This is a genomic window from Psychrobacter immobilis, from assembly GCF_904846175.1.
Classification (GTDB): domain Bacteria; phylum Pseudomonadota; class Gammaproteobacteria; order Pseudomonadales; family Moraxellaceae; genus Psychrobacter; species Psychrobacter immobilis_E.
The window spans coordinates 334,339-359,515 of sequence record NZ_CAJGZM010000001.1 but is presented as its reverse complement, the minus strand read 5'-3'; the positions used below and the strand labels follow the sequence as shown (position 1 = coordinate 359,515).

At 42.6% G+C, this 25,177-nt stretch carries 17 protein-coding genes; 9 read left to right on the top strand and 8 right to left on the bottom strand.

All coding sequences use genetic code 11. The features are described 5' to 3' along the window. Positions 1-1,023: an HlyD family secretion protein gene (locus tag JMW39_RS01455; protein ID WP_413786211.1), complete on the bottom strand. Its 1,023-nt coding sequence runs from the start codon at positions 1,021-1,023 to the stop codon at positions 1-3. Between the two features lie 315 nt (positions 1,024-1,338). Then, positions 1,339-3,111 (bottom strand): TolC family protein, encoded by a 1,773-nt coding sequence (locus JMW39_RS01450; RefSeq protein WP_201543149.1) that lies wholly within the window; start codon positions 3,109-3,111, stop codon positions 1,339-1,341. A gap of 417 nt (positions 3,112-3,528) precedes the next feature. On the opposite strand from JMW39_RS01450, the gene glpK reads away from it, so the two are divergent. The 4 genes from glpK (at position 3,529) to JMW39_RS01430 (ending at position 8,338) form a co-directional block, all read left to right on the top strand. Further along, positions 3,529-5,121: a glycerol kinase GlpK gene (gene glpK / locus JMW39_RS01445; RefSeq protein WP_201543148.1), complete on the top strand. Its 1,593-nt coding sequence runs from the start codon at positions 3,529-3,531 to the stop codon at positions 5,119-5,121. Positions 5,122-5,617: 496 nt separating this feature from the next. Continuing rightward, complete coding sequence (locus tag JMW39_RS01440) at positions 5,618-6,088, top strand: glycine zipper domain-containing protein (RefSeq protein WP_227679158.1); 471 nt, start codon at positions 5,618-5,620, stop codon at positions 6,086-6,088. A gap of 316 nt (positions 6,089-6,404) precedes the next feature. Beyond that, on the top strand, positions 6,405-7,433 hold the full coding sequence (locus JMW39_RS01435) for an endonuclease/exonuclease/phosphatase family protein (protein WP_201543146.1): 1,029 nt from the start codon (positions 6,405-6,407) through the stop codon (positions 7,431-7,433). Positions 7,434-7,645: 212 nt separating this feature from the next. Then, a complete protein-coding gene (locus tag JMW39_RS01430) occupies positions 7,646-8,338 on the top strand; it encodes a TetR/AcrR family transcriptional regulator (RefSeq protein WP_201543145.1) in 693 nt (230 codons plus the stop codon). A 138-nt stretch (positions 8,339-8,476) separates the two neighbouring features. On the opposite strand, the gene JMW39_RS01425 is transcribed toward JMW39_RS01430, so the two are convergent. After that, positions 8,477-9,259 carry a hypothetical protein gene (locus JMW39_RS01425; protein ID WP_201543144.1) on the bottom strand — a complete coding sequence of 261 codons (783 nt, stop codon included), beginning with the start codon at positions 9,257-9,259 and terminating at the stop codon, positions 8,477-8,479. Positions 9,260-9,544: 285 nt separating this feature from the next. After that, on the bottom strand, positions 9,545-10,009 hold the full coding sequence (locus JMW39_RS01420; protein ID WP_201543143.1) for a hypothetical protein: 465 nt from the start codon (positions 10,007-10,009) through the stop codon (positions 9,545-9,547). A 692-nt stretch (positions 10,010-10,701) separates the two neighbouring features. Between JMW39_RS01420 and aceE the strand changes: the two genes are divergently transcribed. After that, positions 10,702-13,515 (top strand): pyruvate dehydrogenase (acetyl-transferring), homodimeric type, encoded by a 2,814-nt coding sequence (aceE, locus tag JMW39_RS01415; RefSeq protein ID WP_201543142.1) that lies wholly within the window; start codon positions 10,702-10,704, stop codon positions 13,513-13,515. Between the two features lie 39 nt (positions 13,516-13,554). Then, positions 13,555-15,336, top strand: a complete 1,782-nt coding sequence (locus JMW39_RS01410; protein ID WP_201543141.1) for a 2-oxo acid dehydrogenase subunit E2 — start codon at positions 13,555-13,557, stop codon at positions 15,334-15,336. Between the two features lie 168 nt (positions 15,337-15,504). Here the strand turns inward: JMW39_RS01410 and JMW39_RS01405 are convergent, their stop codons facing one another. Next, complete coding sequence (locus tag JMW39_RS01405) at positions 15,505-16,140, bottom strand: OmpW/AlkL family protein (RefSeq protein ID WP_201543140.1); 636 nt, start codon at positions 16,138-16,140, stop codon at positions 15,505-15,507. A 704-nt stretch (positions 16,141-16,844) separates the two neighbouring features. Here JMW39_RS01405 and JMW39_RS01400 point away from each other — a divergent pair. Continuing rightward, complete coding sequence (locus tag JMW39_RS01400) at positions 16,845-17,825, top strand: ion transporter (RefSeq protein ID WP_201543139.1); 981 nt, start codon at positions 16,845-16,847, stop codon at positions 17,823-17,825. A 171-nt stretch (positions 17,826-17,996) separates the two neighbouring features. On the opposite strand, the gene JMW39_RS01395 is transcribed toward JMW39_RS01400, so the two are convergent. The 3 genes from JMW39_RS01395 to JMW39_RS01385 all read right to left on the bottom strand — a co-directional run bounded on the left by JMW39_RS01395 (position 17,997) and on the right by JMW39_RS01385 (position 22,967). Further along, a complete protein-coding gene (locus JMW39_RS01395) occupies positions 17,997-18,656 on the bottom strand; it encodes a TerD family protein (protein ID WP_201543138.1) in 660 nt (219 codons plus the stop codon). A 111-nt stretch (positions 18,657-18,767) separates the two neighbouring features. Continuing rightward, positions 18,768-19,928, bottom strand: coding sequence for a helix-turn-helix transcriptional regulator (locus JMW39_RS01390; protein ID WP_201543137.1), 1,161 nt, complete (start codon positions 19,926-19,928; stop codon positions 18,768-18,770). Between the two features lie 123 nt (positions 19,929-20,051). Then, positions 20,052-22,967: an ATP-binding protein gene (locus JMW39_RS01385; RefSeq protein WP_201543136.1), complete on the bottom strand. Its 2,916-nt coding sequence runs from the start codon at positions 22,965-22,967 to the stop codon at positions 20,052-20,054. Between the two features lie 387 nt (positions 22,968-23,354). On the opposite strand from JMW39_RS01385, the gene rsmG reads away from it, so the two are divergent. Together rsmG and JMW39_RS01375 are read left to right on the top strand one after the other, a co-directional pair. After that, positions 23,355-24,071, top strand: a complete 717-nt coding sequence (gene rsmG / locus JMW39_RS01380) for a 16S rRNA (guanine(527)-N(7))-methyltransferase RsmG (RefSeq protein WP_201543135.1) — start codon at positions 23,355-23,357, stop codon at positions 24,069-24,071. Between the two features lie 191 nt (positions 24,072-24,262). Continuing rightward, on the top strand, positions 24,263-25,039 hold the full coding sequence (locus tag JMW39_RS01375; protein WP_201543134.1) for a ParA family protein: 777 nt from the start codon (positions 24,263-24,265) through the stop codon (positions 25,037-25,039). Positions 25,040-25,177 lie beyond the last annotated feature (138 nt).

The following is a 25,177-nucleotide window of genomic DNA, read 5'->3' as shown; positions in this document are numbered from 1 at the left end:
TTACTCTTGGCTCTGATTAGCAAGGGCTGGATTGATATTGACAACCACGCTCATGCCCGAACGAATACGGCGATCAGGCGCTGATGGACGCGCTTTAACCTCAAAGGTACGCACATCAAAACCATCGTTATTATTGGTCGGACGCCAAGTAGCAAAATCAGATAATGTTGAGGTGGCATAAACGGTAAATTGCTTGGTATAAGGTTTTTCAGGCGATGACAAAGCGGGAATCGTACCCATAAAGCGTTGACCAATCGCAAACTGATTTAAATAGGTTTCAGTGACGTTGAGTACCACCCATTGATCATTGGTATTTACCAAAGTAAGGAGCGGCACGCCTTGACCAATCACTTCGCCAGCATTAACGATGACATTATCCACGATACCTGCAATCGGGCTTCTTAGATTGGCTTCCTCTTTTGCGACCAAGGCCTCTTCTAGTTGCGCATCGACTTGGGCAACTTGCGCCGTCGCGGCAGATTTGTCTTCACTGCGTGCGCCTTCCATTGCTAAGTCATACTGCAAGCGCGCCGCTTCTGTCTGATCTTGAGTAGCCAAATATTGCGCATACGCTTCATCGCGTTTTTGCCGTGCCATCAGCCCTTCTTCATAAAGACGATTGACCCGCTGATAGGTGTTTTCTGCCAAATCAGACGCCGCTTTATTGGCTTGCCAGGCGGCTTTTGCTTGCGCAATCTCTTGTGGACGAGCACCATTTTCTGCTTTATCAAGCTGACTTTGGGCCATTTGTTTGCCAGCACGCGCCTGATTAATCTTAGCGTTAATCTCGGGTGAGTCCATCTCAATTAACTGCTGACCGACCGTCACCGCATCACCTTCTGTAACCATGATTTGTGCAATACGCCCCGGTACTTTTGCGGCAATGGACGTCTGCTGCATTTGCATCTGCCCTTGTAGGGTGATGACTTCAGGCTCATTGTGTTGATTGCTTTTATATAGACCATAAGCAATCGCCCCTAATATGAGCAGCACAAAAAGCACCAAAATTACCTTTTTGATCATGGCAGATTTATTCGCTTTTGTAGGCTCGCGCTTATAAGGGGGCACAGCTTGCTCTTGGTCAGTATCAGCGCTATCGACACTATCAACGAAGGCTTCAGTCGGTCGAGTGCCATCAATAGCATCAAGAGGCTTTCGCTCATGCTGACTGTTGTTTGATTCAGCGGCTTGGTCTGAAGCATTTAATTTGCGTGAGTCGCCTGATTCGTTATTAGATTCAGTCATGACAGTGAGATTCCTAAAGCGATAAAGTCGGGAATAAGCAGAATAGGTCTGGCGTTATTTAATCTTGGCATTTAATATTTTTTACTAAATGAGCTATTTGTCATATAAGGCTGGTAGACGAATGTCAGCGGCGTTTAGGTAAGCATTAAAGGCAAGGGGCGTACCGCAGCTTTGCATTAGAGCAGCAAGAGATTGTACATAAGTATTCGCCGCTTGCGCCTGTTCCGTACGTGCTTTGAGCGACTGCGTTTGCGCTTGTACCACATCGATAGGCGTATTCAAGCCTTCTTGTAGTCCGAGTTGACGCAAGCGCAATACCTCGGCTGCCAAATCCACATTACTTTGTAATGCCTGATAGCGAGATTGGGCATTATTGACATCGTGCCAGTTTTTTTCGACCAACAATAATAGATTGTCACTGACTTCAATCTCAGACAAATCGGCTTGGCGTATCTTTGCATTGCTAGAAGCTAAGGTAGCGGTTTTATCAAGCCCGCCCCAAAGCTTCCAACTTGCTGAGATACCAGCGACCCAACTGGGGTCTTTTTCAACTTGTCCATAGCCATAAAGCATAACCGTAGGTTTGTAGCCCGTATCGGATAGTGCGTGTAGCTGCTGAGCTTGCGCCCGTTTAGCCGCGACTTTTTGTAGACCTGGATGATTGTTCAGTGCCAAATCTTGAAAATAGTTCACATCAGGCAGAGGACGGCTAGAAACAAATAAAGGTGTGCTTGGTTTAATACGATAATCGGTACGCAAAAGACGCTGTAGTGCCATCATCGCAAGACGCGCATCATTATTGGCATTGACCGATTCGCTTTTCGCATCCGCAAGCGCCGATTGGGCTTCTAAGCGATCGACGCGTGAGATAAACCCTTCTTCAAAAAGCCGCTGCGCCATATGGTCAACTTGCTGCACCGTATCATAAGCATCCTCACGTAAATAAGCGGCAATAATCGCTAATTGTGCCTTAAAATAACGCTCAATTAAGGTGTTATAAAGCTCGTTGGTATCCAGTATGCTATCGGCGACGGCTTCTTGAGTGCGGGCAGTGGAAGCGCCGGTTAATGCCGCTGTGCGTCCAGCGGTGTAAATGGGCCATACCACTCCTAGACCTGCGCCCGTCGTTGAACCTGAGCGCTTTAAGTTGTAATTATCTGGGATACGGTCACCGACCAACTCACCAAAATCCGGTAAATCTTCTATGTTTATGGGTGGGTCGATATTATCAACGCTACTATTCACATCTTTGATAATGCCCGTTTTAATTGACGATAAGTCAATATCGGCGTCTAATTTATAAGCAGTGGCGGAGACACGTGCAAATACCAATGGATGATCAATGGTTTTTAGCGCATCGGTTTCATATTCACTGGCAGCAATCGCGGCTTGATTGGCGGCGATTTTTGGCGAAACTTGCAATAAAATATTTTGCGCTTGCTCAAGACTGAGCAGGCTAGACACTTCTAAGGGATAACTGTTATCAATGCTTTTATGGGTGATGGGGTCAATAAGGGTGCTTAAAGCGATATTGGGCTTTGCTTTATCTAACTCGATATTCAGCGTCGCAGCTTTATTTTTTATAATACTTTTTTGTGTAGGGTTTTTATAGGTTTGAGCCTGACTTATTTGAGTGCCACTTCTTTGAATTGTATTGCCTTGAATTGTATTCTTTTGAGTACTATTACTATTGTCTTGAAGGCTGTTTGGCGTATCCGCGTCAATAATTTGCGTCACTACAACGGGAGCTACTTCATTTTCTGGCGTGATAGTATCATCATTGGCGTTAGCGCAGTGAGGTGCGGCTAAGCCCATGAGCGTAACCGTCATCACAGCAGTAGACAGAGTCGATAAAGCAAATTTCATAAGTCACATAAGCCATTAATTAGAATGCAATGTGTTTCGAGCACAAAGTATTTAGAACGCAAAGTGTTTTGAAGATAGTCAAACAGGGCGATATTATAGACTATTAATAGAAAGCAAAAATTGGTTATTCATAACAAAGCGTACACTGTAGTGCCACAATAGTGACGGGTCAATGCTCACTATTCGCTTATTTTACGTTGAATGAGCGGGGCTTTTATGTTAAGTGTTTAGCTTTAAGCTAGATAATAGCACTGTTTATGGGTGAGGGTTTATGGATGAGTGACTAAAGGTTGCTTAAATAGTAAATTGCTTAAGACAAACAAAAGTACTGGTCATAAATAGATAGCCATAAAAGCAGATGAATCAAACAAGCGCATAAAAACCAAGAAAAACATTATATAAAATAGGATGTAAGTGATGGCTGGATATATTTTAGCGCTAGATCAAGGTACGACGTCGAGTCGGGCGATACTGTATGACGACCATGCCCGCCCGATTAAAATGGTGCAGCAGCCGACAACTTTGAAAACTCCGCAGGCAAGTTTTGTCGAGCAAGATGCGCAGCAGATTTGGCAAACTCAGATTAGCTGTGCCCATGATGTGATTAATCAGGCAGGGCTGCTGGCAACCGATGTTACCAGTATTGCGATTACCAATCAGCGTGAGTCTATCGTGATGTGGGACAAGCAAACGGGTAAACCGCTAGCGCCTGCTATTATTTGGCAAGACCGCCGTACCGCCAGCTATTGTAAAACGCTTGCTGCAGAAAGCACGGGAGCTAAGACCGATAATAACCATGATGACATGGCAAGTGAAGTGCAGCGTATCACAGGATTACGTTTGGACCCTTACTTTAGCGCCAGTAAAATCGCGTGGTTGTTAGAAAACGATCCTAAATTAAGAGTACGCGCCAATAAAGGGGAAATCGCTGTCGGCACTATAGATAGCTGGCTTATTTATAATTTAACCGGCGGCGAGCATGTCATCGATGTGACCAATGCTTGTCGTACCTTATTGTATGATATCCATAAACTGGCATGGTCGGAGGAGTTATGTACCTGCTTTGGTGTACCAATGAATATATTGCCCAAGGTACTGCCATCTGATGGCGATTTTGGTAAAACCAAAAAAGGATTATTTGCCAAACAAATTCCTATTCAGGCGGTATTGGGCGACCAGCAGGCAGCACTGTTTGGGCAAGGCTGCCTTGATGCAGGCATGGCAAAAAATACCTATGGAACCGGCTGTTTTATGCTGATGAATATTGGTGAAAAGCCAAAACTGAGCGAGCACAAGCTATTAACTACTATTGCTTGGCAACGCAAATCAACGCCAACTCGTCCAGAAAATCTATCCTTTGATCAAATTGTCCAGTCTGGCAGACGTATGCTACAGCCGGCTAAAAGAGAAGTCACTTATGCCTTAGAAGGCAGTGTGTTTATGGCGGGCGCTATCGTGCAGTGGTTGCGTGATAATCTCGGTATGATTCAACAAAGTAGTGAGGTTGAGAGCTTAGCGCGGCAAGTAGATAGCAGTGAAGAGGTGGTCTTATTGCCGGCCTTTACAGGACTTGGCGCCCCTTATTGGCGCTCCGATATCAGCGCCAGTATTACGGGTATGAGCCGCGGTACCACCAAAGCCCATATTGCGCGCGCGGCATTGGAAGCGGTGGCGTATCAGACGTACGATGTTCTTATTGCCATGCAAAAAGACAGTCCTCATCCATTGACTGAGCTAAGAGTCGATGGCGGCGCAGCTAATAATGACTTACTCATGCAGTTTCAAGCCGACTTATTAGGCGTACCGGTACTGCGCCCCAAAGACACAGAAATCACTGCTAAAGGTGCGGCTTTATTAGCAGGATTGAAAACCGGTCTATATGATGAATCAATAATGCAAGCGTCATGGCAAGTTGAGCGGATTTTTGAGCCTAAAATGTCTGCCGATAGACGTCAGCAGCACCTTAATAAATGGCAAGGAGCTATCGATAGGGCGCTAAAAGTGATGTAAGTTTCTAATTAACAGTTCTAAAGTGCTATAAAAAATCAGTTAAAAATTACTCAAAATGCTTTACTGACCTACAAATCCATGCAAATTCGTGATAAAGATACAGGTTGTAACGTAAGGCAATCGTAATTTGGACAGAGTTTACATAACCTGTCTATCTGTCGCTATTCATAAATCCCTATACTTTAGATGAGTTAATAAGCAATACCGCTGATATTTAATTTTCTATTCATTAATAAGTTAGCAATTAATAAATCTAATATATAACAAATAATTTAAGGATAATATTATGAATAACGATGGACGCATTACAGACCCTAATAACCGTGTAATCGCTGATGACTATCTTGAAGTCGGCGATAGAGAGCGTATTATCGATGATAATGAACGTCGATTAACTGGCACTGACCATGATATCAATGGCAATCGAATCGTTAGACATGAAAATGACAATATCATCGATGATCATGATGGCATCGATCGTACTGCCGTCAAGCATATGTCAAAAGAAAGTAAGCAAGATTTGAATGCTGATCCAATCACAGGTGAACCAGGTTCACATCCACTCGGTACAGGTATCGGTAGTCTTGGTGGTGCAGCAGCAGGTGCCGCAATTGGTACAATGGCAGGTCCACTTGGTACGTTAATCGGTGGTGCTATTGGTGCTATCGTTGGCGGCGGTGCAGGTCATGCAGCAGCGGAAGCCATCGATCCGACTCGTGAAGAAGCTTACTGGCGTGCAGAATATGCTAAGGCGGATTACTATCGTGAAGGTCATGACTTTGACCGCGATTTACATCCAGCGTATGCTGTTGGTTATGCAAACCGCGCACGTTATCCAGCCGAGGCTCGTTTTGAAGACCACGAGTCAGATTTGGAGCGCTCATGGCATGAAGTAAAAGGTGAGTCGCGTCTAGAATGGAACGATGCACGTCGCGCTTCACGTGATGCTTGGAACCGCTTGTCATAGTATAACCCTATGCTAATAAGACACTAAGATAGCCAATAAAAGTAATGATAAATAAACTGATATTTGTTAATTCTGATAGTTAAGGTTAATTAATGGTTTATTTAATATGAGTAAGCAAACAATACAAAAGCTTACTCTCTCATTACTGGAGTTAGTCGGATTGTAGAGCTTATTCTACTAACGGCTAAAACAAGTTTGTTTTATGTTATTTTAAAGCTTCCAAAGATTCCTTTGGAGGCTTTTTTAATGTATATTGTTATATATGAATATATGGTGATAAAAGACAGTTATTAAAAATAATAATAATAGGTAATTTATGATTAATGATGCGCAAAGTAGTGCTTCTAAACAATTTTATATAGCGACTGCCAATTTACTAAATTTTGCCAATCCTAATCGAATTTATTACGAAAACGCACCTGCTTATACCAACAAAGAATACGACCATAAGCTGCGCGGCCTTATCGATTTATTGGCAAAAGCACATGCTGATATCATTGCCGTGCAAGAAGTATGGGATAGCAATGCCCTCGAAGCATTAGCGCTATCATTGGGATTTGAGCCTGAGCATGTAGTGATTCCGCTGGCAAGCAACGATAGTGCAAGTCCTTATACCCAAGGAAAGGGCGCGCAAAATACACCATCCGTCGGTATTATCACTCGTTTTGAGCAGTTAGAAAGCACCTTGCTAGAAGAGATAGAGCCAAAAGCGGTCATTGATATTCCTGATATTGGACCTTATCAGCGCTTTAATCGCCCACCGCTCATATTACGAGTGAACGCTTATGGGCAGCCGATGACGATTATTACCGCGCATTTAAAAAGCAAACGGGCTTTTTTCTTACGCGATGAAAACGGTCACTTATTAGAAGATATGGACGATCCAAACATTCGCATTCGTGCCAAGCTGCGTAGTTTATGTATGCGCGCTGCAGAAGCCGCCTCTATTCGTATTTCTATCATTGAACGCTTGCATCATACTCGTGAGCCATTGATCTTGTTAGGTGATATGAACGATGTCACCGGTAGCGTTACCACCCAATTGATGACTGAAACTGGCGAAGTCAATTATGATAAGAGTATGCGTGACGTAGCATTGTTTGATGCTGCTCGTATCCAAGCCCGTTATGGTTGGATGAAAGATGTGGCGTATACTCATATTTATCAGGGTATGCCAGAAGTGATTGATCAGCTATTTGTTTCAGAAGAGTTTTTGCCTGATAGTAAGTTTTCGCTCGGTCATGTTGAGCGAGTTGACTATTTTAATGACCATTTGAAGTGGGATTATGCCGATAGAGTCACTGATCATGGTATTATACGAGCGAAAATAAAACTTCACAATTAAACCCATTTTTTGCGTAGTTAGTGGATTATTTTTAACCTATTCATGTCCCTTGCTTGACTGTGTACAAGCGTTTATCATGCCTCTTCATTGAGTATAGTAGTGGTGCTATTGACCCAAATTACCGGTTGATAGAATGTTCTTCGATTTAGGACAGATGCTATCCGATGAAGACTATATTTATAAAGATGGGGCGTAACATTAAGAGATTTATCATGAGTGAAAGTAAAGACGACAAAATTGAAGATGTGTTGGTAGATTCGGAGCTAGCAAAAAAGCTGGTGCCTAATAAATTTAAGTTTACCAGTCAGCAAGGTCGCGCACGCCGTCAAAAGCTATTGATGGGCGCGAAAAAATTGAGTGAAACTCAAGCGATTAACGATATTACCTTGGCTGCTGTTTGTGAAGAAGCAGGTATTCCAAGAGCTTCTGCTTATCATTTCTTTCCAAACATCGAAGCGATATTTTTAGCATTGCGTTTTTTAAATGCCATCGACATCTTAGAAGTACTTACCACTGTTGAAACCGTTGATTATGACAGATGGCAAGCTTATTTGACCGCACTGATTGAGCGTTGCGTACAAATATTTGATGAAGATCAAACCAAAGCCAAATTGATTTATGACACCAATACGCCTGATTTTGAAGGTGACAGTTATGGTGAGCATATGGACAATCAAGTGGTGCAATTGGTCTATAAACGCCTATCAGAGCGTTATGAGATGCCGAAATTTGAAGATATTCAAGATGTATTATTGATTACCTTTAGCATTATCAATGCCATTTTTACGGTTTCTTACCGCCGTCATCAAAGCATTACCGATAAGTATTTACAAGAAGCCAATACCGCATCTATCGCTTATCTGCGCTGCTACTTACCAGAAAAATTACCGCGTAAAAATCGCTAATTGTTAATCCCTATGAAATTAGCCTAGAATTTAAAATCAAATAACAGATATTATTAAAAAGCCGACATGATGTCGGCTTTTTTGCGCGTATTTATTAAACATTTATTTAGCTATCAAGGGCGATCGCCCCAAAAGCATCTAATTTTTATCAATCGTTTTTAGCGCTTGACCGTTACAAGTATCATCGCTTGAATCTAAAGGGGCGTATTCTTCATAATAATGCACGATAAGCGCTTCTAAAGCGACGTTCGCTTTTGAATCGTGGGTGTTAACGAAAGCCTCGTGCGCTTGCTCAAGCCAGCGATCGCCCATCCGAAAGTGACTGTTTGATGATTTTGCTCCGTGCTCACATTGGTCGCTAGCTGCCCATATTAATGACACTTCACTAAAGGCGATTTCGCGTGGCGCACTATTGATGCCGCCACTATCTTTAAGAGCGTTTAAAGTTGCCCATAAATCAGGTCGCATGAGCGCAGAAGTAGACGGAATGTCCTCTATAAGTTCAAGGTCTTCAACTTTATCATTTTTTAAAGCTTGCAAGATATTTTCTGCCGTTTGGGCAGCTTCCACGCCAGCATCTGAACGACTATTCATACTGTCTTTATCAGTGGCATAGTTTAGCCAAGCCTGAGCTTTGTAAGCAAAGTATTGTTGCCGCGCGCTCATGTTTTTTTGCTGATAAGTTTGCAATTCGTTCAACATGCAATTCATAGCGCGCTGTTGGGCGCTTTGAGCTTTAGTAGAGGCTAAGGTTTCAGTATCGTTGCTGCTAAGACAGTAATCTGCTGCCTTTAGTGCATTTTCTTTTGGTGCAGTGCTTGGCGTTGATACACAAGAAACCATTGATAATAGTAACGCAGCAGATAACGCAGTATATAAATTTTTTTTATAGCCGGCGGCTTGAGTGCTAGTGTGAGGCATAAGAACAACCTTATAGTAAGGTAATAAGTATTAGAGGTTTGTATTTAAGGGGGTTAGTTGTCATGGGATAAAAAATATCGCCCCGTTAATACAAAATTGCCGTAAGCATGGCTTACGACAATGAGAATAAATGAAAACTAGGAGGAATTATAACGTAGAATTTGCGCTGAGCGGCTTATTTTTGCGTGAATCTTCGCGTTTGAATAAGTCTTCATCAAATTTGAAGCGTAGTCTAAAGTAAGCACCTTTTATAAGAGTGTCGTTATAAAGGATGTAATACAGAATTCAATTGACTGTCGTATTTAAAGATACATTAGCAGATTTTTTTGCAGGTAAAAGTTTGATGTTCCAACGCACATAACGGTATTCCGAAAGTGGCATATTAGTAATTTTGCCAGCTACTTGACGCATTAATGGTATATCGGCATAGTTTTTTCCATCGATACTAGCTTGGGCGCTAGCGGGATGTGCCTCACCAGTAAATGTCATGCTTGAAGGAATTGGCAAAGTGATAATTAAGTCATTTAAATCTTGTGCTAAGGTATTAGTGTAAGTAGCTTTGTATTCAATAATAGCACCAGTTGAAGCTGTTCTGACAGGTATATAAACTACTTTACCCTTCTGATCCTTAACTACTTCATTAGTTGTTAGCTCCATTTTTACTCCGTTATTAGCATACGCCATATTTAATGAAATTATAGATAATAGAGCTGCTGAAAAAATAACCTTTAAAAATCTAAGGCACTTCATAGTATATTTCTTCCTTAATTCTCATGTTGCTATCTACAAGCTGATTGAGCTTCAAATTGTCTATTAACATTGGTTATTATGTACTTTAAATACTGTATTACTATTAGATGATATAGCGACTATATGATTTAAAGATTATGAGGTAATTCTGAGGAATATGCTATTTAATTATAAAGTGGATAATGTTTATAATTTTATCTAATCAAAATATATTTGAACACTGCCGTATGTTTATAGTTCTATTATAGCTCCTTTAGATTTTTATGAGTTAGCAGCTCTTAAACCTACAGTAGAGGCATACCCTAATTAATTTGCCTACAAATATTCATTTAAAAACTAATCACTATTTATTTCAAAAATACTTGTCATATTGGCATTTATTCATAGCTATAAACAAACCCTCAATAAGTACCTATAATAGAGTGTCATTATCATTTGATAGTGAGAATCGCGTAGCGGATATCGTTTAATTTTACAACGATGTTTATTTACGCCTATGCTAATCTAAAGTGATACGATTTATTTAGAATTCTCTGTTATAACCATGAATGGCAATGCAATGCTTAGATGCAGCAAGGACGTTATAAGGAAAGCATCAAGTCAATCGATTGCTCATTAAGATACGTACCACACTCTGATTTAATAACACCCTGTTATCGTGCAGGGCTGACTGATAAAAAGGATTAAGAAAGATGAATTATTATAAGGATGCTGATAGCACCGAAACCCAAGAATGGCTGGAAGCGTTTGAGTCCGTTATCAAACATGCCGATAAGGATCGGGCACAGTTTTTATTAAAAGCGTTATATAACATGGCAGTACAAGAAGGACTTCCATTTAACCGTCTCGATACGGCTTATATCAATACCATCGCCGTCGAAGATGAGCCAATGTACCCAGGTGATTTGACGATTGAGCGTAAAATTCGTGCTTTGATTCGCTACAACGCGTTGGCAATGGTAATGCGCGCTAATAAGAATGATGATGATTTAGGCGGTCACTTAGCGACCTTCGCTTCAAGTGCGACTCTTTATGAAACCGGCTTTAACCATTTCTTCCGTGCTGCCAGTGATCATTTCGGCGGTGACATGATTTACTATCAAGGTCACTCAGCGCCTGGTATTTATGCGCGCTCTTATCTAGAAGGTCGTCTGACCGAAGAACAGCTGGAAAACTTCCGCCGTGAAGTGGGCGGCAAGGGTCTCTCAAGCTATCCGCATCCGTACTTAATGCCAGATTATTGGCAGTTCCCAACCGTGTCGATGGGCTTGGGTCCGATTATGTCCATTTACCATGCGCATGTGCATCGCTATATGGAAAACCGCGGTTTGTTAGAAAAAGAAGATCGCAAGATTTGGACCTTCTTGGGTGATGGCGAAACTGATGAGCCAGAAAGCTTGGGTGCTATTTCTCTCGCCGGTCGTGAGAAACTGGACAATTTAATTTGGGTCGTCAACTGTAATTTACAGCGCCTTGATGGACCGGTGCGTGGTAACGGCAAGATTATTCAAGAGCTTGAGTCGGTATTCCGCGGCGCTGGCTGGCGCGTGATTAAGGTGGTTTGGGGCGGTCAATGGGATAGCTTGTTAGATAAAGATACCACCGGCGTGCTTAAATATCGTATGGAAGAAGCGGTCGACGGTGAGTATCAGTTGTATGAAGCCCGTACACCTGAATTTACGCGCAAAGAGTTTTTTGGTAAATATCCAGAGTTAGAGGAGATGGCAAACGAGCTGTCTGACCATGATATTTCGCGCTTAAATCGCGGTGGTCATGATCCAATGAAAGTCTATGCTGCCTTTAGTGAAGCCATGAAAACCAAAGGTCAACCGACCGTTGTCTTGGTGAAAACTGTTAAAGGTTATGGTTTGTCAACCCAAGCACAAGCGGTAAATAAATCGCATCAAATCAAAAAGCTCGATCATGAAGCTTTGATGTATTTCCGTGACCGTTTTGATTTGCCATTTACCGATGACGAATTACAGACGTTACCGTTTTATCGTCCAAAAGAAGATTCGCTGGAGATGAAGTATCTAAAAGGTCGCCGCGAAGCCTTAGGTGGTCATCTGCCGAATCGCCGTAGTGGTCATATACCACTCAATATTCCAGATTTGTCTATTTTTGATCGTGTGCTTAAAGGCAGTAATGGTAAAGAGCAATCGACCACCATGGTCTTTGTACGTCTGCTATCAGCCATGCTAAAAAATAAAGACATTCAAGACCGCGTTGTGCCTATCGTTCCTGATGAAGCGCGTACTTTTGGTCTAGAAGGTATGTTCCGTCAATTGGGCATTTACTCGGCTTCTGGGCAAAAATATACGCCAGAAGACAGTGAAGCCTTGATGGGATATAAAGAAGCCATCGATGGTCACATGCTAGAAGAAGGTATTAATGAAGCGGGTGCGATGAGTACATGGATTGCACTGGCAACCAGTTATTCTGTCAACGCCTTGCCGATGATTCCGCTTTATATTTACTATTCTATGTTTGGCTTCCAGCGTGTTGGCGACTTGGCATGGGCGGCGGGTGACTGTCAGGCGCAAGGGTTCTTACTTGGTGCAACGGCCGGTCGCACCACGCTAAATGGCGAGGGCTTGCAACATCAAGATGGTCATTCACAGATTTTATTTAACGTTGTGCCGAATTGCGTGACTTACGATCCTTGCTTTGGTTATGAGCTGGCAGTGATTATGCATGATGGTCTACGCCGTATGTATGGTGAGGGCGAGCGCATTTATTATTACTTGACCTTGATGAATGAAAACTACGAACAACCTGCCATGCCAGAAGGCGTCCAAGAAGGCATTAAACGTGGTATGTATTTGTTAGAGGACAACGGTTCAAGCCAAGTTCAGCTGCTAGGTTCAGGCGTTATTTTACGCGAAGTGCAAAAAGCGGCCAAAATATTACAAGATGAGTTTAATATTTCATCTAACGTCTGGAGTGTGACCAGCTTTAATGAGCTGACTCGCGATGGTATGGCTTGTGATGATTACAACCGCCTGCATCCAATGGATGAAGAAGTGGTGCCATGGGTCACCGAACAGCTTGCTCCGCACGAAGGTATCGTCGTGGCGGCGACAGACTATATGCGCAATTATCCAGAACAAATCCGTGCATGGTTACCTGACAATCGCCCTTATACAACTTTAGGCACCGATGGCTATGGTCGCTCGGACACCCGTGAGCAATTACGTAGCTTCTTCCACGTTGATGCCGCACATATTGTGGTTGCAACGCTTAAGCGCTTAGCCGATGAGGGTGAAGTTGAGATGCGTTTGGTAAAAGATGCGATTTCAAGCTTCGGTATCGAAGCCGACCAACCGCCTGCATGGCAACAACAGCCTCATTATGATCACTTCCCAGATGCGCCAGCCCCTGACAATGTCAATCCGAGCCCTGTACCAGAGTTTGTCGATGAAGATGATGATGAGATAAGTAGCGAAGGTCGCGCAGAAGACCCAGCTGACGCCGCTTTACTCAATGATGATGACGTCAAAGAATAGCCAAAAGACAAGGCAATCATAATATAAGGAGAATTACGGATGGATATTAAAGCCCCCGATTTGGGTGTCGATAGCGCCGAAGTCAGTGAGATTATGGTCGAAGTTGGCGACGTTATTGCAAAAGATGACAATATTATTTTATTGGAATCTGATAAAGCCTCAGTAGAAGTGCCGAGCTCGGCTGCCGGTAAAGTGACTAAGATTAGCGTGGCAGTTGGCGACCAAGTGAGCGAAGGTATGGTGCTTATTGAGCTTGAAAGCGAAGCCGATGCTGACAGTCAAAGCACTGATATAGAAAACGAAATAGATACTGGCGCTGATAAACAAAATGAGTCGCAGGACAATCAGCAAGCAGAGAAGCAAAACGACAATAAAATAGCCGAGCCAAACACTTCTCAATCTGCCAATCGAGCAAGTGAGCAAGCAGGCGAGCAAGCAGGCGAGCAAGTAGGAAAATCAACCACTCATGCTTTGCCAGATTTAGGTGTCGATGAAGCGCAAGTGTCTGAGATTATGGTCAGTGTCGGTGATATGGTTACTGCTGATCAATCAATTCTGCTTATTGAATCTGATAAAGCGTCAGTTGAAGTACCGGCGCCAGAAGCGGGTAAGGTTGAAAAAATATTGGTGCAAGCCGGCGATATGGTCGTCAATGGTCAAGACTTTATCGTTATCATGGGTGATAGTTCAAATAGCGCCAGTAATAATGTTAGTGAATCTAAAGCAGAGACTTCTAAATCGCAAGCATCAAAACCTGCTGACTCCACTAATAAAACTGAATCAGCTGAGCAGTCTGCTAAGTCGCAAACGACTGGCGAGCCCAAAAAAGCCGCTAAATCTACGACTAATACGAACGCTACAAATGCTAAGCTGAGCGAAGCACAAGTCAACGAAAAAATGGTCGATATCTATGCCGGTCCTGCTGTGCGTAAGCTTGCGCGTCAGCTAGGGGTTGATATCACCCAAGTGACGGGTTCGGCGCTTAATGATCGTATCTTAAAAGAAGATTTATTTGCGCATGTAAAAGATAGCTTAAATACGCAAAAAGTAGCACCTGCAAGTAGCAATGGAGTTAGCTCAAGCCTGCCAAGCTTACCTGATATGAGTAATACTGAAATATGGGGTGAGACCGAATTACAAGACTTAAGCCGTCTACAAAAAGTGTCGATACCGCAGCTTAATTATAATACCTTATTGCCGCAAGTGACGCAGTTTGACTTGTCTGATATCACTGACACTGAAAAGTTACGTGGTGAGCTTAAAGGTGCTATGAAAGCGGAAGGTATTGGCTTCACTATTTTAGCCTTTGTTGTCAAAGCAACTGCTTACGCATTGACCCAGCATCCGCGTTTTAATAGTCATTTAAGCGATGATAATACCCAAGTTATCTTACGTAAGAGCGTGAATATGGGTATTGCGGTAGCGACTGATGACGGTTTAATTGTACCTGTTATCAAAAATGTGCAAGATAAAGGGCTTAAGCAGATTGCCGTTGAAATTGGGGAACTTGCGGTTAAAGCGCGTGATAAGAAGCTCACGACTAAAGACTTGCAAGGCGCGAGCTTTACGATATCTAGTCAAGGTAACTTAGGTGGTACTGCATTTACACCATTAGTAAATTGGCCACAAGTGGGTATCTTAGGCGTATCAGAAGCGAGTATGCAGCCGCGTTGGAATGCCACTAAGCAAACCTTTGAGCCGCGTTTGATGTTGCCGCTATCATTGTCTTATGACCATCGGGTGATTAATGGCGCCGATGCCGCGGTATTTACCCGTTATATCGCAAGCTTATTGGCAGATCCACGTCGGATTTTGCTATAGGTTTTATGATTATTTAAAAATAGTATGAATCATGAAAAGACTATCTACGGGTGGTCTTTTTTATATCTGTTATTTCACTAAATTATAGATAAATGACAGATATAAAGAAGCCAGCTATTAAGCTGGCTTCTTTTATTTATGCCGTTCAGTCTATAGCAATGGGCTATATTAGAACTGTTTTACAAAAGCAACGCCATATACCCAAGGGCTGATGTCGATTTCACCAATATCTGCACCGTTTAAAGTAGCATCAGTTTTGATGTCCATATAACGGGCATCAATACGGAAAGACTCGGTAGGAGCAAATGGGATATCAAGACCGATATGACCAGCAACACCGACGCTATCGTCAAGTTTTAGCTCAGTACCTGGAACATTGGCTTTCTCTTTAAAGAAAGTCGTGTAGTTCACACCAACACCAACAAATGGTTTCACATTCATAGGCATATTATAGCCGTCGAAGTGATATTGTAGTGAAAGAGTAGGCGGTAAATGTTGAGTTCTACCTGTGATTTCACCACCATTTGCATCAGTTAAAGTGAAATCATGATGAAATGGAATAGCCGCTAGTAGTTCAACACCAACGTTATTAGCGATAAAGTATTCGCCACTGATGGTTGGACGTACATCGCCGTCAACATCTACAGCATAATTTGTATTACCTATAGTGACGTTACCGTTATCGCTTTTAGGATCAACATAGTGTGCGCCGGCAGCGACTGACCAAGTACCAGCAGGTACAGCGAAAGCAGTGGTCATAGTAAGGGCAGTTGCAGCAGCTAAAACTAGGGATTGTAGTTTCATCGTTTGATTCCTCAACATAATAGATGATTATTGGTTAGTTTCTAATGAGGGATGACATTAGTGACCGATACACAATGTTATAGTTATTGTTAACTCGTAACATTATCTCTCTATTATAATACAAAAACCTTACCAAAAGTAAGGCATTGCATAGAAAGTAGTAATATTTATATCTTAAGTTACAGTTGCGATTGATGTGATAGGTTAAATTAAGATCTGTTTTTTAATCAGTTTTAATTTTTCGCTTTTTCTACTATTTGCTAAAGGTTCTGGTTACATATTATGCTTGGCTATTGTAGTAATTCTCCACTGCGCTGTGAAAACGCCCGTTCAATCAAACTGTTAAACCAACTTGATTCGTGTTGTCCTAAATGTGGTTTATTCTTATTACCTGCGCAAAATTTAAGCAGTCAGTTAAGAGTTGATGAGCGCTTTCTACGCTTGGTCTTTTTTTTGATTGCCATTATATTGTTAGCGGCAACCTACATTTATTATCTAAATTTTGTATAATCATGACTGCTGATGGATAAATCAAAGTAAAATTAGCTTTGATACTTTTAATTTTGACACTTTTAATTTTAAAAGTAATCCATCACTAATTCTCTAAGAAAAACCATATTTTTAGAATCAATTCAGCTATTCATCGATTGTCCGTACTTGGCTTTTATTCATATAAGGCCAGTCTAAAACCGCATAGGGACGCCATGCTACTCCAATCTATACGGCGCTTGCGTCTTTTCGTCTATAACATTCTACAAAACGATGAGCATGATACACTCTTTAGTCGCTATGTTGACTATTTCCTCATTCTTTTGATCATGGCGAACGTCACGGCGGTCATCGCTGAGTCCGTTGACGGCTGGTACTATCCATATCAAGAGTACTTTACTTGGTTTGAGAATTTCTCGATTATCGTATTTTCCATCGAATATTTGCTCAGGTTATGGAGTGTTGCGGAAGCAAAGCCTGACAATACCACGTGGCGTCAGCGTTGGGATTGGCTAAAAAGCCCGTCGGCATTGATTGATATTATTGCGATTGCACCCGCATTCTTAAATTTCTTCGTCAGTATAGATTTGCGTTTCTTACGTATCTTACGTCTGTTTCGCATACTTAAGCTCACTCGTTATTTTGCTTCCTTACGTATTTTATTGGTGGTCATCAGTAAGGAAAAGGGCTCGTTTCAAGCGGTCCTTTTTATCTTAATTATTATGATTGTGACGGCATCGAGTGGGATTTATTTGGTCGAAAACCACGCGCAGCCAGACGAGTTTGAATCGATACCCAAAGCCATGTGGTGGGCGGTGGTCACCTTAACGACGGTTGGCTACGGCGATGTAACGCCCATCACCAATGCTGGTAAGATATTGGGTGCAATTATTACCATATTAGGCGTCGGTCTGGCTGCATTACCAGCCGGTATCTTGGCCACGGGTCTGGCAAATGAGCTCAGTCAGCGCCGTGAAGAGCTTGAGCAAGATTTTCGCGGACAATTGGTCGATAGTGATTTTGATTTGGTACAGAATCAGATGATGATTGAGAAGATCCGCCGCGAGCTTGGTTTGGATAAGGAGCAAGCACAAGAGATTGTGCTGCAAGTATTGCGTGAGCAAGAGCTAGAACGCCGCGAAAGAGAAGTGCGGCAAAAGAATTTTTGCCCGCATTGCGGTGAGCCGTTAGAGTAAAGCTTACGTTTAAGCCTTTTTTTAAAGATAGTTTTTAAGAGCAGCTCTTAAAAGCAGTTCTTGAATTGAAAATTTTGGTGTAAAAAAAGGGTAAGACGCTATTAATAACGTCTAATCCTTTTTATTGTTAGGTACTAATCAGTTCTACCTCTCTAAATTTCTACATTAATGTTAAATCCCTTGCGGAGCAGGCAGGGCACGCGCCAATTCATGTGCCACTTCTTGCGCGGCTGTCGATAGATCTGTCGCAGGCAGTGGTAGATTTTGTAAAGTCAAATGCCAGTCATCCACCTCTCGGCGCAAGTGCGCGACCCAAAGCGTAATGCAATCACGCGGCAGCTGCTTTAAATTAACTTCAAAAGAGCGGTTGCCTTCATCATCGCTTAAATGAATTTCACCTTTTTTGACTCTGCTAAAAGGCTGCCCATGATAAGAGTTTGCAAGCAAAGCGATATGTGTGATGTGCGCGGGGATTTTATCCAAATAAAGCCGGATTTGCTCTTGGTCAAGAGGTGCAAGGTACATCGCTTGCTCACCGCGGTCTTTGCCATTGAGACTATCGCCTTGATGTTTGATGGATTCTGCTTTATCACGTAACTGCTTAAACCAAACAATATCGCTGATGATACAGTTATCGTCATAGAGTACGCAGGCCAAATCGATATCAATGGCACCTTCATTTTTCTTAAAGCGCTTCTTTAAGTTTTTAAATAAACCTTTTTGCTCAATCTTGGTAAATTCATAATTTAGCGCAAAGAATAACGTCCCCGCATCTAAACCCAGCCCTCGTAAACTGTCTGAAAGTAGTGGTGATGGGATAGTGGTCGACATAATATTCCTTTTGGATTTTACATGTTGAATGTTGCGATAGTTATTTTAAATATTATAAGCGTTAGGGTGTTTGAGTATGGCTATTAGATTTTTATAATCATTAATAATGAGCTATTTTTCTTCATCATTTATTGGTTTGTCTAATACGGCTTGATAAAGCAGCGCGGGCTTAGCATCTAATAGACCGCTACCAAAGCCACGTAACCACCAAACCAACTGTGAGGTTAAGTTAACAGTTCCTTGTATGGTCAGGGTTCCATCATTGTTTATGATAACGACTTGGTCGTCACTCAGCTTGCTTTCCGTTAAGCTTTTGCCCGCTTGTTTGGTAAATTGTAGCTCAACCACGGTATGTTTTCCATGATCAGGTAATTGGCTAAATAGAGGATGGCTAAAGCCCATGCCGCCTGCATCTAGATAGTTATCCAATTGGAATTTATCTGGGGTTTTAGCCACGCTTTCTAGTATCTCGACGCTTGTAAATCGATGCAAAGCAAAGGTACGAATAATCATTTCTGGGTCATCGGTACGCGTTGCCAACAGGTAAATAATCACCCCACGCTGAATGATAGCAATAGGGTTTAGGGTATATTCGCTGGCTTGTGATTTATCACTGCGAGTATAGCTCGCTTGTATCTGTAATTGATAAAATAACGCATGATAAATGTTGTCTTTACTGTCCAAATCAATATGCGGCGCAATTAAAGGCTGAGTCGCAGGCTCGATACGTACTCTGTCAATCCATGAATGCGTGACTTTGCTATTTTTGAGCTGCCTGCGTGCTAAGTCAAACCAAGGGAATAACTCATCTAAAATAACCGGCGGTAGCAGCTGACTTAGATTGGCTTCGACCATATTAAAGGCAACCGCTTGTGATAAATTCATATGCGGTAAGCTTTGCAGCGGCGCATCATCTTTCCAGCGCCAGCCCTGTGGATTGGCATTGTTTTTTTCGATAGGAAAGCGTTTAGCAAGAGCATTTAAGTCGCGTTGCACCGTGCGCAAACTGATATCAAAACCTGCCAATATAAGCTGCTCGTAGACATGGGTTGTACCTACCCAGCGATTGCGCTGCAATTGTGACAACACTTGCCATTGCCGCGCCGTCGTCGCGGCTCCATGACGATTATCTGCTGCTTCCTCAGACGCTTTATTATCTGCAGTAACTTCTTCATTTTGCTCAGTAACTTCTCTCATCACTAGCGCAGTTGCTGAATCATCAACAGCTACTTGAGCTTGAATACTATCGGCGTCAGTAGAATGTACAGTCATTAAAGATAACCTTTATTCAGTCACAGGTTTGGTTGCTAGCTTCTCTGAGTTTTTTATCAATAAGAAAAGCAAAGTCAAAGGCAAAACACAAAAACCAATCATCGCAGAAAAGCATGACAACGTCTACAGATGCTCTTCTGTATTTTTCTCTATGTTTTCATCTGGATTTACGTCTGGACTTGTATCTAACTCACCTTTCTCTTTCTTCGACTTTTTTTGCTTATCCTGTTTTTTCTGACGCTTAGCTTGGCGCTTTTTCTTGGCTTTCTTTTTCGACTTTTTATCATCGACTTCGTCATCAGTATTCTGATTCTCATCCCAAAGCATCAAACGGCTTAATACTTTGCCAAATAAGGTTTCTTTACGGTAGCGACCTTTTTTATTCATGGTATCAACAGGCAAACCGGTCATTAAGGTCAAGGCTTCACTTAAGGTATGTACGCCATAAATATGAAATTGCTCTGCTTGAACGGCGGCAATGATGTCGTCACGTAGCATTAATTGTTTGACGTTGGCCATTGGAATGACTACGCCTTGTTGTCCCGTCAGCTCTTGCTCACGGCAAGCGTCAAAGAAACCGGCGATTTTAGAATTGATACCGCCAACCGCTTGGACTTCGCCTAACTGATTCATCGAACCGGTAATCGCAAAAGATTGATTGATAGGGACGTTTGCCAAGGCGGAGAGTAGCGCGCAGCCTTCACTGACCGTCGCACTATCACCATCGATATGGGCATAACTTTGCTCAAAAGCGAGCGAGGCGCTAAAGTTTAGCGCATGATGCTGACTAAATAAGGCGCGCAAATAGCTGGTCATAATCAGCATACCTTTGGCGTGTAAGCTCCCGCCTAAATCCACATCGCGCTCGATATCGAGGATTTCGCCCGCGCCGATATTTGGCTGAATGACCGCTGTCAGACGAGCGGGCATGCCAAACTCGCTATCGGCATAGCTGACGACAGTGAGCGCATTTACTTGTCCAACAGCATCGCCTTGGGTCTGAATAAGCTGTTGTCCATTTTTTAGCTCATCCCAATAAAGGTCGCGCAAATATCCTGAGCGCTCATCCATATCGTCAATAGCATAAGTGACGTGAATGGCACTAACGATATTTTTACCGCTCAAACGTGCATGGCGGTTGGATTCATGTAAGAGCTTAATCAATAAATCGCTATGTAAACTTAAGCGGTCTTGGTCTTCGGCTTGTAAGCTTAAATGCTCAAGTAGAGCGGCTTGTGCGCTGCTATCAAAAGGATAAAGGTTAGCATAATCAATGATGTCAGCCATTTTGGCGACCAATGCCAATTCGTGCTCAGGGCTGCGAGTCACATCATCATGAAAATCGGCGCGTACTTTAAATACCGCATCAAACTCTGGCTCAAGTTCTAGAAGTTCGTAATATAAATCCGCTTCGCCAAGCAAAATCACCTTAATATCAAGGTCAATGGGCGCGGGCGCTAGCGATAAGCTGCCTGTTAAGGTGAGCATCTGCTCAAGGCTTGAGAGTTTGATTTTACGTGATTGGAGGGCGCGCTTAAGACCTTGCCATGCATAAGGGTGCTCAAGTAAGTGACTGGCTTCTAACAATAGATAGCCGCCATTGGCACGGTGCAGGGCACCTGCTCGAATCATACTGACATCGGTGGTCACCGTACCCAATTGGGTGATTTGCTCGACATGACCCAATAGGTTTAAATGCGTCGGCAAATCTTCAAAAATGACAGGTGCTCCACTATCTGGCGCGTGACTGACAATGACGTTCACTGCATAGCGGCTTGGCGTTGTAGCAAGGACTGCCGTCACAAACTCTTCGTCATCGCCATTAACGATACGCTCGACATGCGTGACCATATCGGTAAATACGGTTTTTAGATAGTCGACGACCGATGGATGGGCGGCGAACTGCTCATAGATAGGGGCAAATAAGGGCTGTAGTGCTCGACGTGCAATATTGCGATGTAGCGCTTCAATCGCATCATTGGCTTCGTCTTCTAATTGCTCTAACGCGATGGTTAACTGACTTAAACGCTTTTGCATATGGTTCTTTTGCGCAAAATTATTTAGCTCAGCTTCATATTCGCTCTTGCCGTACTCGTGGCTAGCATCTTTGGTAACGCTATCATCAGCACTAGAAATATGGCCATTAGGAATATTGGCTCTTTGACTTTCCTCTTTTATTGACTTATTTTTCTGGCTGTTAAAGTTTTTGTCATCTTTAACCTCACTATCACTATCTTCTTTTGGTAGTTGGCTTGGGTGTACAAATACCGCTTTATTATCAAATGAACGAAACGTCAGTGCCAAATCGTATTGTTTGCCTTCGGTATTTAGGTCGTCGTAAGCTTGACTTTCTTTTTGATGGGTATCATTTTTGATGGCTTCGATTTTGCTTTGATATTGGTCGCTACGAAAACGCTGGCTAAGTCGTTTTTTGGCTTGCTGCCACAATTGATTGACCTGTTGTTGTAGTATGGTCGCCTGACCAGAAGGTAAACGTAATGCTTGCGGTGTACGTGGATCGGTAAAGTTATATACATAAACCCAATCATCGGGTGTTGGTGCGTCAGCGGCAATCCGCTGTAGCAAGCGACTGATAACCGTGCGTTTACCTAAACCATTTTCACCAGCGGCAAACACATGATAGCCGCTGGCATGAATATCCAGTGCCGTATATAACGCTTTAAGGGCACGCTGTTGCCCAAAGCCGATATCTAAATCGGGGGCAGTGCGGGTATCGCTCGGTAGCTCATTGGTATCCGTATAACGCTTAAGCTGCTCGGCACTGATAAGGCAGCGCTCATTAACATCGATAAATACCGCATGAGGCGTGCTAGGTGCATCTAATGTGCTATCTGGCTCAGTAATGTCTGCCGGCTTTTTGCGTGCCAGTTCTTTTTTAGGTAGCTTTGTTTTAGAGGGCTTTTTTTTAGGCAGATTTGTTGGTAATGGTTCGGACTCTTCTGCTTTATTAACAGGTGTTACCATAGGGTTGTTGTCTTTTGGGTCTTGATTCATAGGTGTATTTTGCGGTTCGGTCATAGTGATATAGTAAGTCGTTTTAAAGGGGCGGAATGGTTATTGAGCTTTTGTTGTTTAGGCGCTAAGTTTAAGAATGCACTTTTAACAATCAATCATTTTTAATAATGAATATTTTTAATAATGTATCAGGACATCTTACAAGATATAGGCGCGTTTTAGACAAGACATTCAGCGCAATTTTGTATCATAGAAAGATGGATATTTTTATTAATTAGGTTGAAGTCATATTAATTTTGCTAAGATAATGTGATGACTGTCGAAGAAGATAAGCCTTCAATATAGGCGTAGATAGTATAAGATGGCGTACATTGGCGCAATCTGCAACTATTCAATAGGCAGCCTGCATGATAAAATAGACGGTTCACATGTCAAAACTGGATAACCCGTATGTCAGATTCTACTAAAACCTCATCATCATCTGCTAACACGGGTAACATTCATATTGACCCGACAGGTTTTGTAAAGCTCGGTGCGCAATTACCCACACTGGCAAATATCTTGGCGCAATCAATAGACGAGTTGGGTCTTGCATTAAGCACGACGCAGCAGCGCACGTTATTATTGTATTTAGACCAGCTTTTATTATGGAATAAAGCGTATAATCTGACCGCTATTACCGATCCAGTCGAAGCGCTTATCAAACATATCATCGATTGTTTGGCTATTATAACGCATTTACCGTCAGGGTCGCTGCTGGATATTGGCACGGGAGCGGGCTTGCCAGCGGTGATTATCGCTATCTGTCAGCCTGAGCGCCAATGTACCGCGCTTGATAGCAATCAGAAGAAAATTCGTTTTATTAAACAAATCAGCAGCGAGCTTGGTTTGAGTAACATGCATCCAATCGCCTCGCGTATTGAGGCGCATGAAGCCAGCTACGAGGTAGTAACATCGAGAGCTTTTGCTAGCTTGATTGATTTTGTCGAAGTCGCTCAGCCGCGCTTGGCAGATAATGGTTATTTATGCGCGATGAAAGGCAAAGCTCCAAGCGATGAAGAGCTACAAGCGCTAGATGGCAGTTGGCAGATTAAGACAATTCCGTTAAAAGTACCGCGTTTACAAGATAGTCGTCATTTAATTGAATTATCTTATAAAAATGTCTAAGCTATGAGCACGCAATACACTGTAAGACAACAATTGTTCTATAGTGACATATAAATGGTCTTATTATTTATAAGCAGGTGTTTAAACAACATTATAGGTAAGCGTCAGGTAATTGAGTAATATAATAACTACAAGTAGCAAAAATGTTTCAGTAAAATCAGTAACAGATCCTAATTAAATTGAGTGAGTGTATGGAAATCATAGCAATTGCGAATCAAAAAGGCGGCGTGGGTAAAACCACGACGGCAGTGAATTTGACCGCCAGCTTAGCGGCCAAGCGCAAGCACGTACTGCTGATTGACTTAGACCCACAAGGTAATGCCACCAGTGGCACGGGCGTGGATAAGAACCAATTAGAGCTGACCATCGCTGATGTACTGCTCGATGGGGTATCGCTGTCTGAGGCGATTGTTGCCAGTCCAGCTGGCTTTGATGTCATCGGTGCCAATCGTGATTTGGCGGGTATGGACATCACTTTAATGAGTAAGACCAACAGTCATGAGCTGTTTAAAACGGCGATGGCGCAGTTGGTCAACGATCAAATCGCCGCCAATAAACCTGCTTATGATTATGTGATTATCGATTGTGCGCCAAGTTTAAACTTGCTGACGATTAATGCCTTGGTTGCTACCGACAGCGTTATTATACCAATGCAGTGTGAATATTATGCGCTAGAAGGTTTAGCGGACTTGTCACAGACAATTGAGCGTCTCACTGAACTTAATCCTAAGCTGTATATTCGTGGCGTGGTCAGAACCTTATTCGATGCGCGTAATACCTTGGCGCGTGATGTGTCTGCTGAATTAGAGGCGCATTTCGGCGAGATTATGTACAAGACTCACATTCCAAGAAATATTCGTCTAGCAGAAGCACCGGCACATGGTTTACCCGTTATAGCCTACGAGAGATGGTCAAAAGGCGCACGCGCGTATCAAAAACTGGCAGCTGAAGTGATGAAGCAAAGTTAATAGTTATAGCTTTCTAATCGTAACTTTCTAATCATAAGCTGCTAGTCATCAGTTAGCTTAAACATTAAAAGTAGCAAACTATATTTATCAGTAAGCCGGCAGTAGCAATCATTTGGCTTTTTATTTTAGCGTTAGAGG